Source organism: Bacillus sp. 522_BSPC, assembly GCF_001076885.1.
In the GTDB taxonomy this organism is placed as follows: Bacteria; Bacillota; Bacilli; order Bacillales; family Cytobacillaceae; genus Niallia; species Niallia hominis.
This window is the reverse complement of the sequence record NZ_JVDT01000171.1, coordinates 1-11,640: the sequence shown is the minus strand read 5'-3', so window position 1 is coordinate 11,640 and position 11,640 is coordinate 1. Positions and strand designations below refer to the sequence as shown.

17 protein-coding genes are annotated in these 11,640 nt (G+C 37.0%); 11 read left to right on the top strand and 6 right to left on the bottom strand.

The genetic code is table 11. The features are described from left to right. A partial coding sequence (locus ADJ83_RS25640; RefSeq protein ID WP_204375769.1) for a hypothetical protein occupies positions 1-358 on the top strand: 358 nt, incomplete at its 5' end. Between the two features lie 165 nt (positions 359-523). Next, the gene (locus tag ADJ83_RS14815; protein ID WP_031539955.1) at positions 524-1,072 is read left to right on the top strand and encodes a DUF3231 family protein; all 549 of its coding nucleotides are present in this window, start codon (positions 524-526) and stop codon (positions 1,070-1,072) included. 149 nt (positions 1,073-1,221) lie between these two features. Here the strand turns inward: ADJ83_RS14815 and ADJ83_RS14810 are convergent, their stop codons facing one another. Genes ADJ83_RS14810 through ADJ83_RS14800 form a run of 3 tightly spaced genes read right to left on the bottom strand, consistent with a single transcriptional unit; the run spans position 1,222 to position 2,298 of the window. Next, complete coding sequence (locus tag ADJ83_RS14810; protein WP_035416744.1) at positions 1,222-1,515, bottom strand: hypothetical protein; 294 nt, start codon at positions 1,513-1,515, stop codon at positions 1,222-1,224. 2 nt (positions 1,516-1,517) lie between these two features. Continuing rightward, the gene (locus tag ADJ83_RS14805; protein WP_031539957.1) at positions 1,518-1,901 is read right to left on the bottom strand and encodes an SHOCT-like domain-containing protein; all 384 of its coding nucleotides are present in this window, start codon (positions 1,899-1,901) and stop codon (positions 1,518-1,520) included. A 13-nt stretch (positions 1,902-1,914) separates the two neighbouring features. After that, positions 1,915-2,298, bottom strand: coding sequence for a DUF2089 domain-containing protein (locus ADJ83_RS14800; RefSeq protein WP_031539958.1), 384 nt, complete (start codon positions 2,296-2,298; stop codon positions 1,915-1,917). Positions 2,299-2,529: 231 nt separating this feature from the next. On the opposite strand from ADJ83_RS14800, the gene ADJ83_RS14795 reads away from it, so the two are divergent. The 6 genes from ADJ83_RS14795 to ADJ83_RS14770 all read left to right on the top strand — a co-directional run bounded on the left by ADJ83_RS14795 (position 2,530) and on the right by ADJ83_RS14770 (position 6,914). Beyond that, the gene (locus ADJ83_RS14795; protein ID WP_031539960.1) at positions 2,530-2,934 is read left to right on the top strand and encodes a DUF2500 domain-containing protein; all 405 of its coding nucleotides are present in this window, start codon (positions 2,530-2,532) and stop codon (positions 2,932-2,934) included. Further along, complete coding sequence (locus tag ADJ83_RS14790; protein WP_031539961.1) at positions 2,931-3,395, top strand: GNAT family N-acetyltransferase; 465 nt, start codon at positions 2,931-2,933, stop codon at positions 3,393-3,395. Before ADJ83_RS14795 ends, ADJ83_RS14790 begins: the two co-directional genes overlap by 4 nt. Before the next feature lie 138 nt (positions 3,396-3,533). Next, the gene (locus ADJ83_RS14785) at positions 3,534-4,463 is read left to right on the top strand and encodes an ABC transporter ATP-binding protein (protein WP_031539962.1); all 930 of its coding nucleotides are present in this window, start codon (positions 3,534-3,536) and stop codon (positions 4,461-4,463) included. After that, positions 4,438-5,175 carry an ABC transporter permease gene (locus ADJ83_RS14780; protein WP_031539964.1) on the top strand — a complete coding sequence of 246 codons (738 nt, stop codon included), beginning with the start codon at positions 4,438-4,440 and terminating at the stop codon, positions 5,173-5,175. Before ADJ83_RS14785 ends, ADJ83_RS14780 begins: the two co-directional genes overlap by 26 nt. 6 nt (positions 5,176-5,181) lie before the next feature. Further along, on the top strand, positions 5,182-6,315 hold the full coding sequence (locus tag ADJ83_RS14775; protein WP_031539965.1) for a sensor histidine kinase: 1,134 nt from the start codon (positions 5,182-5,184) through the stop codon (positions 6,313-6,315). Continuing rightward, on the top strand, positions 6,312-6,914 hold the full coding sequence (locus tag ADJ83_RS14770) for a response regulator transcription factor (RefSeq protein ID WP_031539967.1): 603 nt from the start codon (positions 6,312-6,314) through the stop codon (positions 6,912-6,914). The genes ADJ83_RS14775 and ADJ83_RS14770 overlap by 4 nt, the downstream gene beginning before the upstream one ends. A 31-nt stretch (positions 6,915-6,945) precedes the next feature. Here ADJ83_RS14770 and ADJ83_RS14765 read toward each other — a convergent pair whose 3' ends face one another. Then, positions 6,946-7,386, bottom strand: a complete 441-nt coding sequence (locus ADJ83_RS14765) for a hypothetical protein (protein ID WP_031539968.1) — start codon at positions 7,384-7,386, stop codon at positions 6,946-6,948. Positions 7,387-7,595: 209 nt separating this feature from the next. Between ADJ83_RS14765 and ADJ83_RS14760 the strand changes: the two genes are divergently transcribed. Next, positions 7,596-8,342, top strand: a complete 747-nt coding sequence (locus tag ADJ83_RS14760) for a hypothetical protein (protein ID WP_031539969.1) — start codon at positions 7,596-7,598, stop codon at positions 8,340-8,342. 8 nt (positions 8,343-8,350) lie between these two features. Beyond that, complete coding sequence (locus ADJ83_RS14755) at positions 8,351-9,148, top strand: metallophosphoesterase (protein ID WP_031539970.1); 798 nt, start codon at positions 8,351-8,353, stop codon at positions 9,146-9,148. A 48-nt stretch (positions 9,149-9,196) separates the two neighbouring features. Here ADJ83_RS14755 and ADJ83_RS14750 read toward each other — a convergent pair whose 3' ends face one another. Then, positions 9,197-9,772, bottom strand: coding sequence for an HAD-IA family hydrolase (locus ADJ83_RS14750; RefSeq protein WP_031539971.1), 576 nt, complete (start codon positions 9,770-9,772; stop codon positions 9,197-9,199). A gap of 588 nt (positions 9,773-10,360) precedes the next feature. On the opposite strand from ADJ83_RS14750, the gene ADJ83_RS14745 reads away from it, so the two are divergent. Continuing rightward, entirely contained in the window at positions 10,361-11,107 is a 747-nt protein-coding gene (locus ADJ83_RS14745) for a DUF2087 domain-containing protein (RefSeq protein ID WP_031539973.1), read from the top strand. A gap of 273 nt (positions 11,108-11,380) precedes the next feature. Here ADJ83_RS14745 and ADJ83_RS14740 read toward each other — a convergent pair. Next, positions 11,381-11,640 (bottom strand): IS3 family transposase (locus ADJ83_RS14740; protein WP_048717499.1); only part of this gene is annotated, 260 nt, incomplete at its 5' end.

The following is an 11,640-nucleotide window of genomic DNA, read 5'->3' as shown; positions in this document are numbered from 1 at the left end:
AGTCGCAAGTAAAAGAGTGAAAGCCGCAAGCAAGAGTGCCAAAGCCGCAAGTAAAAGAGTGGAAATCGCAAGTAAGAGTGCCGAAGCCGCAAGCAAGAGTGCCAAAGTCGCAAGTAAAAGAGTGGAAGTCGCAAGTAAGAGTGCCAAAGTCGCAAGTAAAAGAGTGGAAATCGCAAGTAAGAGTGCCGAAGTCGCAAGTAAGAGGGCCAAAGTCGCAAGCAAGAGCATGAAAGTCGCAAGCAAAAGTGCCAAAGTCGCAAGCAAAAGTGCCAAAGCCGCAAGCAAAAGTACCAAATACACAAAAAAATCACCAAAATTCAAAGGGAAAGACACGCCGTTAATTACAATAATCCTATAAAGCTCAAATAAGGATAAATAAGTGAATGAACAAAGGCTGCTTTCCCTTTTTTTCCACTAGGAATTCTATATCTTTACTATTCAAGAAGGAATAATTCTATATTCTTTGAATAAAATCCCATTTAGAAGTAAACATTATAGGTAAAAATGCTAAGAGGTGTACAGTATGGCACATAAAATAGAAGCGCTTCTCGATTATATTAAAACAAGATTTGACTCAGAACCGAAATCGCAACTGCATATTGGAGAGGCAATGGGCTTATGGACATATCAGGCTGCAATTGCGGATGAAATTCCTGTATTGGAAATGGCGCTTAATACGACAACAGATGATGTGTTAATGGAATTAATTAATGAGGCTAAAGAATTAGCAACCGAGCAACGTAAGATTTTAGAGGAATTTATGTTAAAAGAAGGAGTCCCACTTTCCAATTCCGCTGAATCGAAGCCCAAGTCGGATCCGAATGCTATTCCTTTTGGCGCTAAATCGACGGATTTGGAAATAGCGAACTTACTAGCAGCGAAAGTGACGAGTAATATTGTCATGTGCGCTACAAATATCACACAAAGTGTCCGCAGTGATGTTGGGTTAATGTGGATTCGCTTCCATACAGAGAAGAGTATTTATGGGATGGATTTGAAAACGAAAATGAGAGAGCATGGATGGATCAAAATGCCGCCAAGCTTCTATCCGCCAGGAGCACCCCATCAGTAATTCACAATTTTCCTGTCCTATGCTATAGTGATAAAAGAATGCCTCTCCCAATCTAACGAGTGCAGGAAAGGCAATCTATCTAATTTAAAATGAAGTTTCACACAATCTAGTGTTGCGAGCACTAGATTTTTTTTGAAAAAAATCATGCTTCATGTAATAGCCACCTTCACGTAAGTTCCATCCTTCAAATGAATATCAACAAGTGGTTCAGCAAGTGACACAGCTTTAAGCTCTTTACTTAAAGTCTTCAATAAAAACTTTATTTCCGTTATATTCGTATAGATCGCATCAACTGTATTATTTTTTCCTTTGTGGTGAGTAAATTTCCATAACTGTTTCGATAAGGCAATATCAAGGAATGGACTCAACAGAAAAAGAGGGAGAACAAGGGAAAAACGTTTATGTTTATCGGTTTGGACAATTACCTTTACCATGTCTTCCACCACTATTCCACATAAATATTGATACTGTCGCCATTTGCTAATTTAGCATTTACAATTTCGCCGACTAATTCGCTATCAATCGCAGCAAGTAATAATTCTACATCGATATTTTCTGTATAGGTTTGGGATTGAGGAATTTTGGATGCTATTCCAATTCCCGTTTGAAGCAGTACTTTCACAAGTCTAATCGGAACATTTATATTTATATTGTCATTTGTTTCTGAATGGACACGTACTTTAAGTAAGCGGTTTAGATAAGGGCTATCTTCAAGCAGTGGCTTTTTTTCTATTTTTTCCTCGAATGAATTGATTAGTACAGCTGCTTGGTCTGATGTTAATTTGCCGTTTTCCACCATTGTTAAAATTCGTCTTATTTCGTCATTCATGTTTCATTCCTCCTTAAAGATCCTTCATTAATCGGATAGCCTCGTCCGCTGTTATTTCATTCATCTCTAGCTTTTCTAAAATATCTGCTTTTCTTTGTCCCTCTTTGGTGCTTACTTTTTCTTCTTTTGCTTCTTCACCTGTCATAATCTCAATAATATCATCCAGTTTTCCTCGGACAGTTGGATAAGAAATACCTAGCTTTTTTTCGACTTCTTTAATGCTTCCTCTTGAAAGAATAAAGGTTTCAATAAAATGCATTTGCTCCTCTGAAAAAGAGTGCCATTTGGACAGATGAAATCGATTTTCAATCGTCGTATGACAATTAGTGCATTCAAGTTTTGTTACATGGAGTTCATGATGACAGACAGGACAATCATTTATAACTGGATAATTCATACTAAATATCAACCTCCTTTCTATGATAGATTAATTAATTTTCTTAAATAAGTCAATTATATGATTGATAAAATTAATATAATTATATCTATTTGTTAATATTGTTTATTTTATATGTGGAATTTTTTCAAAGTGAGTATGGTTTTCGATGAAACTTTTTGGCTAAGTGATGCGTAAGGAATGATATAGTGTAATAAAGGAAAAAATTTCTTAATTAGGAGAGATAGAGATATGGGGAATTTCTTTGCGTTTGAGGATTTTATTGCATCAGGGGATATCCTGTTCGCCATCGTACCACTATTTATTTTGACGATAACTGTAATCATCTTCGTTATTATTGTTGTTAGGATCGTTAAAGGACTTGTAAAGTGGAGCAAAAATAACAATCAACCTCGTCTTTCTACACCTGCAAAAGTAGTTGCGAAAAGAACGAGTGTTCATGGTGGGGGAAATACCCGTGCATATAATCACTATTATGTTACATTTGAATTTCCGAGTGGTGAGCGTACGGAATTTCAAGTAAATGGCGGACAATTTGGTATGCTGATAGAAGGAGATAACGGGGAACTGCAATGTCAAGGAACAAGATATCTAGGCTTTACTAGAAATGAGCCCATAGGAGAACAAACACAATGAGCTATTCTTTGCATAAGATAACCGAAGAAGTGGCGAGGGAGATCCTTAGCTGGACATATTTGCCGCCATATGACCTATATAATAGTGAAGTAACAGAGGAAGCATTACAGGAGTTTGCGGAAAATCCGTACTATGCCCTTTATAAGGACGGAGCATTAGTTGGATTTTATTGCACAGGCTATGCAGCGCAAGTTCCAATCGGCTATTTTTTTCAGGCATATCCAGAAGGGTACCTTGATATTGGCTTAGGTATGCGCCCAGATTTAACAGGGAGAGGACAGGGAACTGCCTTTCTCCAATTTATTATCGCTTCCATCGAGACAACTCAGCCTTTGCGCCTAACTGTAGCCGCCTTTAATAAAAGGGCAATTGCTTTATATGAAAAATTTGGATTTCACAAAGTGTCTTCCTTTACGAATGCGAATGATGTAGCGTTTTGGGTAATGACACGAGAAGAGTAAAAGATTTAAGCTCTGGCTGCTAACCAGGGCTATTTTTATAAAAAAAATGACATTTGTCACCTAATATTCCTGACATCTGCGACTAATCAGCCCTCTTTTTGCAAGCTACAATAAAGATAGAATCTGGAGGTGGGAAGCTTGCAAACAATCGTAGAGCTAAAGAATGTAACAAAGGAGTTTCAGCAGAAGAAGGCAGTAAATGACGTATCTTTTTCAATCAAACAGGGAGAAATGGTGGCAATCTTAGGTGCGAATGGAGCAGGAAAGACGACGACAATGCGGATGATGCTTGGGTTAATGAAGCCAACAAGAGGCACTGTTTCCCTTTTTCAAAAGGATCCCAAACACAAAGAAGTATTGGAAAGGGTAGGTGGGATGCTGCAGGAAGTCAGTGTGATGGATAGCTTAAAAGTAAAGGAATTGATTCAATTAATACAAAGCTATTATCAACATCCTCTTGAATTGTCCTCTTTATTAGAACTAACAGGTCTTCATGAAGAGGAGTGGAATAAGCGAACAGAAAAGCTTTCAGGTGGCCAGAAAAGACGTTTGAACTTCGCACTGGCGCTTGCAGGTAATCCAGACTTACTGTTTTTAGATGAGCCAACTGTTGGCATGGATGTTACGGCAAGAGAAAATTTTTGGAGAAAAATCAAAGAATTAAATAAGCAAGGAAAAACAATTCTTTTTACAACACATTACCTGCAAGAAGCAGATGAAGTAGCGGAAAGAATCATTATGATTAATAAAGGCGAAGTAGTTGGTGACGGGACACCTGAGCACTTAAAGGGAAAATTGACGAAGCCAAGGGTGAGATTCCAAGAGAAAATTTCATATCCCATCGATTTTTATCGGACTTTGCCATTTGTTGCAGAAGTGCAAAAAGAGAAGGAAACGGTAACCCTTGTCGCAACAAACGCTGATCAACTGCTAAAGGAAATCTTCGATAGGCAACTGAATATCCATCATATTGAAGTAAAGCTTGGTCGATTGGAAGAGGTTTTTTCACAGCTAATGGAAGATACGAAGGAGGTAGACAGCAATGAACACCTTTTGGATGCAAAGTAAAGCAGAGACCGTTCGAATACTTCGGAATAAATACTATATTTTTTGGTCCTTATTAGTTCCAGTCCTCTTCTATTTTTTATTTACAAATATTTTTATAGCACCCAGAGAAGATGACGGGCTATGGAATCTACATTATTTAATGTCGATGACGACATTCAGTATTATGGGATCAAGTATGATGACGTTAGGAATTAAAATCGTTCAGGAAAAAGCAGAAGGTTGGACGATATTTTTAAAGATTACGCCACTCTCCCATTTTATTTACTATGGTGCAAAAATGGTTGCTCAAACAGTGATTCATTTATTTTCCATTCTTGTTATATTTACGGCAGGAATCCTCATCAATGACGTGAGTCTTCTTTTTTCACAGTGGCTATTTTGTGGTATCTGGATTCTGTTTGGATCTCTTCCATTTCTAGCTCTTGGAACAATTATTGGCACGATTAAAAAAGTAGAAACAGCTTCAGGAATTAGCAATCTATTATATATGTCTATGGCGATAACTGGGGGAATGTGGATGCCAATTGAGGTGTTCCCATCCTTTATGCAACAAGTGGCAAAATGGGTTCCTTCGTATCATTTTGCCAACGGAGCATGGGAAATAATCAGAAATCACTATCCATCTTTTTCTAGTTATCTGATGATTATCGGGTACCTCGTTCTATTTATGGTATTATCAACTTATATTGGAAAAAAAAGAGAGGCGGTGTAAGAAGATATGGATACCAAGAAGAAATTCGAGCTTTTTCCAAGAAGGTTTGGCTTTTTCCCCTATATCTTTTTAGTCTACATATTGATTCCGGTTATGCAGATGATAAAGGAAGATGGGACGAAGCAAATAATTGGTTTTCTTCTTGTGCTTATATTTCTTCTTTCATACCGGCAATTGTATACGCATATAGAAGAGAACTCCTTTAATTATTGGCTCGTTATTCAAATTTTGATCGTACTGATTTTTAGTATCTACTATGATCCTAATCTATTATTTATGGGCTATTTCCCAGCTAATTTCATTGGCTATTATTCGGGCAAAAAAAATTTTTATTACTTCTATAGCCTTTTGGTCTTTTCAGTACTTTTTCCAATCGTCATTAGTTGGAATGCCATCAATCCTTACTCCCTTATTTTTATGGTTCCGTTCTTTATTATCATGCTAATCTCTCCTTTTGGAATCCGCTCGATGAATCGGCGCATGGATTTAGAAAAACAACTGGATTTAGCAAATGAACAAATTAGTTATCTAGTAAAAAGAGAAGAACGAATGAGAATTGCTCGTGATCTGCATGATACGCTTGGCCACACTCTATCTTTGCTGACACTAAAAAGCCAGCTCGTTGGCAAAATGGCGAAGCCGCAACCAGATAGTGCGATGAAAGAGGCGAAGGAAATGGAAGAAATTTCTCGTGCGGCATTAAAACAAGTTCGTGAGCTAGTATCTGATATGCGGGCTATAACCATCCGAGAAGCAATAGTGGAAGTTCAAAAGACGTTACAAACTGCGGGAATTGATGCAGACATAACCATCGAAATGGAAGATGGCGAGGTAGCCCTTTTAACCCAGAATATTATCAGTCTCTGTTTAAAAGAAGCTGTTACTAATATTGTTAAACACAGTGATGCAACGAAGAGTAAAATAGCTATCCAACAAGATCCTGGGACAGTCGGGCTAACTGTTCAGGATAATGGCAAAGGCTTACATATCGAACAGTCCCACGGAAATGGATTAAAAGGAATGAGAGAGAGACTGGAATTGGTAGATGGAAAATGGAGTATTGCATCTAATCACGGAACGACTATTCACATTGTCGTTCCGATTATAAGAAAGGAAAGGCAAAAGGAGGAGATATTATGATTCGAATTATTATCTCAGAAGACCAGAGAATGCTCAGAGGCGCATTAGGAACACTGCTTAATTTTGAAGAGGATATGGAAGTTATTGGCCAAGCGGAAAATGGCAAACAAGCATTAGAGCAGATTTCCGAACTTAAGCCAGATGTTTGCTTATTGGACATTGAAATGCCTATTAAAAGTGGTCTTGAAGTCGCAGAGGAGTTAAGAGCATTAAATTCCTCTTGTAAAGTGGTAATTTTAACAACGTTTGCAAGGCCTGGGTATTTTGAAAGGGCGCTAAATGCCAATGTTCATGGCTATTTATTAAAGGATGGTCCGAGCGAAGAGCTTGCAGAAGCGATCCGAAATATTATGAATGGAAAAAGGGAATTTGCCTCCGAATTGATTTTTGGCAGTATCGGAAAAGATAATCCATTATCAAAGCGAGAGAGAGAAGTATTGATTCTGGTGGAAGAGGGGAAGTCGGTGAAGGAGATTGCTGCAGCCTTATTTTTATCTACAGGAACGATTCGCAATTATATTTCAGAAGCAATTAGCAAATTAGGGGCAAAAAATAGAATGGAGGCCATAGCAGAAGCGAAGCAAAATGGCTGGTTATAAACGCCTCTTGCTTCGCTTCTGCTTTTCATCCTTATTTCCCACTTCGAATAAAGTTTAAGTGCCATCTTGTATAAACCAATGCAACTGCATAATAAATTCCTGAATACCATAAGCTCCATCCACTGTAGGTAATGAACCCAAAGTAAAGAAGGGCAGACTCTAAAAGAATAGAGTAGGCAATCCAAGCGAAAAAATAAGGAATAAATCTTTTAACATCATGGGGCATAAAATTTAAATAAATGATTCCATGGGTGGAACCAAGTGTTAGTTCAATAAAATGAACAGACAATTGCACGCCTTTTGGTCCAAGCTCATACAGATGGAATACAAAACTTAATATAATATCTGAGCTTAAATTAATTAAGCCAACGACAAACCAAGTCACATATATTTCCACTTTTGTAAGATGCTTTGGCATAAACCATATGATGATTATAGTAACAAGGAAACAAATATAAGGAAACCAAGTCATAATTTCACTCCCGAAAGATACATAAAATAAGTATGACCTAGTTGGCATTATTTAAAACGAGAAGGATTAAGAAAAAAGGAATCATCTATTTGTTAAATGCATATAAAAACAATAATCGATTTTAAATGATTCAATAATTTTCAAGTTTTTAACAATTTATTTCCTTATTTTGATAGAATGGTAGTAATTATCCTTTGGGAGGAACAAATATGGTAGATAGTCAGAATATCCGCAAGGGAATGGGATATGTCTTAATAAAGCTAGCAGGAGCTGGGTTTGCTGCCACACTCTTTTTTTGCTATATGTTTTTATCCAGCTTTGATTTATATTTATTTTCCCATGAAATCAAAAATCCCTTCTTTTGGATTGCTTTTTTTGGTGTGGGGATTCTTGTTTCTATGATAATTGATCGTATAGCAAAATATTATCCGAAACTAGAAATTGTATTGTATCTTTTAGCAGGGCTTTGTCTGTTTTTACCGATTGTGTGGAATGTATACCCTTTAATAGCTGCAACCATTGGCTTGATTTGCTCATTATTATTCTATATAGGAATTAAATTAGCGGCAAAGCTAAACGCATTTAAATGGACATTTGCCTTTACGCCTATTCTCTTTCTTTTGTTAACGATTCCTGATTTTACAGTAAAAAAAGAATGGAATACGGTCAGAGGCGATCAGTCCTATGAAGCCTATTTTTCTTATTTTAACGGAGAAGATCATATCCCAGTTAAAGCAAAAAAAGGAGAAAAGATAACAATCTACATTGATTTTACGAATCGCAATGGCGGTGGATTTGGCTATTATTTAATAGATGAAAAGAATCGGAGGATAGGGCTGAGTAATGAGGAAAAGTCCGTTTTAACCTTTGAGGCAAAAAACACAGAAACCTATATGCTCATTATTACCGGCGATGGATTGCAAGGTGGTTTTGAGGTGAGCTGGAAGAAAGAGTGAGAGTAAGGATGAAAAAAAGAATGTTACTAGTGGGCATAAGCATATGTATCCTTATGCTATTTTCCTATTACCAAAATAATAGTCTATCTACCTCAACCTTCAAGCTTTCATCTGAAAAAATAAAAGACTCGATTAAAGTAGTGCAACTATCGGATTTACATAGTAAACAATTTGGAAAAAATCAAAACCGTTTAGTAAGGAAAGTAAAAAACTTAAATCCTGATATCATTGCATTCACAGGTGATCTTGTTGATTCGAAAGACTATGATGAACAGAAAAGCATGACATTAATGGAAGAGCTTATCCAAATAGCCCCAACCTATTATGTAACTGGAAATCATGAATCCTGGTCAGGAAAATTCTCTGACTTAGAAGAGAAATTACGGAAAGCAGGCGTGTATGTCTTAAGAAATGAACAGGTGCTAGTGAAAATAAAGGAAGAAACCGTGAATCTTATTGGGGTAGATGACCCAACCTTTTTGTCAGGTGAAGAGGAACTATCCGAAATTATCGACAGCCACCGCTCTGAGGAACATTTTAATTTGCTGCTGTCCCATCGACCAGAGTTGTTTTCCCTCTATGAAAAATTGGATCTAGTCTTAACTGGTCACGCCCACGGAGGGCAAGTAAGACTCCCGTTCATCGGCGGAATAGTCGCACCAGATCAAGGCTTTATGCCCGAATATACAGCCGGCATGTATAAAAAAGAAGAAACGGTAATGATTGTTAATAGAGGTTTAGGTAATAGCATAATTCCCCAGCGGATTTTTAATCGACCAGAGATTGTGGAAATAGTATTAGAATAAGGAGCTTTCCTTAGAAGAATCGATCTTCTTGGAAGGCTCCTTTTTACGTTATGCTTTATCTGTCACAGGATATACGGTGAAAAAATCAGCATAGTCTACTAGATGAAAGTCAGCAATTTCACATTGATTTTGGAACATACAGGTTTGAATCCCTAATTTATTTGCCGGAATTAAATCCAATTCTCTATCACCAATCGCTAAATCAATCGAATACTTCGTATGTAAATAGTGATAGGAATCTACTGCAGGCTTCCTAGGAAATCCATTCTCCAAAGTTACGATTTCCGCAAAATATTTCTCCCATCCATAATGGCGAAGAAAATGAGTAACTCCCGCATAGCTTTTATGTGTCATAATCACATTCGTATCCGCTTTTTTTAAAATCTCCTCTACACCTGGAAAAGGCTTTACCGCACTTACATCGATTTCCTTATTCATAGTCTTAATCTCTTTTATCTGCTGTTCCGTTAATCCAAAAAATTGAATCGCATGGGAAAAGGAAACTTTTAATTCTTTATAAATAGAGTCCTTTTCTATCTTTTCTCCAAGTATCTTGTAAAGAACCTCTGTATAAGCAGGATATGTATCAAATAATGTACCATCAAAATCCCAAAGAATATTCATATAGGAATCCTCCATAAATGTTGTTTCTTCTATGTTAATATACTTAATTTGGTAAGTCTATTAGGAGATTGCTAGAGTGGGAGAGGAAGGAATAGGGATGAACGCAGGACTTTGGAGGGAGGAGGGGGAAAGTAGTGTTCATCAGAGGGATGAAAACCAAAAGCAGCGGAACCAAAGGAAAAAGTGGTATTCATCAGGGGGATGAAAACCAAAAGTAGCAGGATCAAAGGGAAAAGTGGTGTTCATCAGGGGGATGAAAACCAAAAGCAACGGAACCAAAGGAAAAAGTGGTGTTCATTAAGGAGATGAAAACCAAAAGCTGCAGTATCAAAGGGAAAAGTAGCGTTCATCAAGGAGATGAAAACCAAAAGCAATGGTATCAAAGAGAAAAGTAGTGTTGTGTTCATCGTTCATCAGAGACAATAGTAGTAGTTGTCCCTTCCCCATACGTAAAGGAAATGCCAAAAACCCAGTCCACCAAAATATCCCCCCTAATATTGACGGATAATCTAAAAATGTTTATTATATTACTAACGAAATATAATTTTGTTTATAAAATAACAAACAAAATAACGAGGTGTTTGTTTTATGGATGTTTCATCATTTTTTCAAAACGCAACAATAGATGAATTAAAAAAGGGATATATAGAGAAAGATGATTCGTTTCTTTGTCTTTTGTGTGGGGAGCAGGTAGAGAAGGGCATTATCTATCCAGTGGATGGCAAATTATATGAGGCGGAGAAGTTTATGAAGCGTCATATTGAGGGTTCGCATCAATCTGTGTTTCATTATTTGATTGGTCTTGATAAAAAGATGACAGGGTTAACGGAGCATCAGACGAAATTACTGGAGCTGTTTTATCAAGGGAAAAGTGATGCAGAGGTAAAAAAGGAACTGGAGATTGGCAGTGCTTCAACGATTAGGCATCATCGTTTTGCTCTGAAGGAAAAGGAACGGCAAGCAAGAAATTTTCTGGCGATTATAGAGTTAATGAAGGAAAAGGACAATCATGCCCCTAGTTTTGTCCCCATTCATCAAACAGCTACGATGGTAGATGACCGATACAATATTACGGAAGCAGAGCAGGAAGAAATAGCAGCTAAGTATTTTAATGCAGGAGTCTTGAGTAAATTTCCGATGAAACAAAAGCAAAAGTTAATGGTTCTTCGTGAAATAGCAAAGCGATTAGAAGGACAGGAGAGCTATTCGGAAAAAGAATTAAATCAGCTCTTACAAACAATTTATGAGGACTATGTTCTGATTAGACGATATTTAATTGAATATGGATTTCTTGATCGCAAGGCAGATGGAAGCCTTTATTGGTTAAAAAAATAGACTGTTTGAACTGACCTAGCCAAATGAGACATATATAAAACACCTATCCATATTAAATTTAACACTTTTTCATTAATTTGATATTGGTTCTTTACTGGAAATAGTTCAGGCACTTTGTCACTTTACTTGGAGCCTCTGCGGGCATAGATTCTTTAGCCAGGAAGCCAGATATCTCAAAGAGAATCTGGCTTAGCCATAATAGGCTATCATGCCCGCATCTCCAAATAAAGTGCATGTCTTTTCTACATGCAAAGTGGATAACCCCGAAATCCTTTAAGCTGCCTTTAATCCAAATTCTATTGGAGTTAAGTAGCCTAATTTTGCTTGAATCCTACCCTCGTTGTAATGATGAATGTACCCATCTATTCTAGAAATAACTTCTAAATTAGCTAGGGTATTAAACTTACAATATTGGAATTCCTCTGTCTTTAAATTTGAATGAAATGATTCAATCACCGCATTGTCCCAACAGTTCCCTCGTCTGGACATACTACCTACTAAATGATGTTCCTTCAAATAATTTTGAAAAGTAT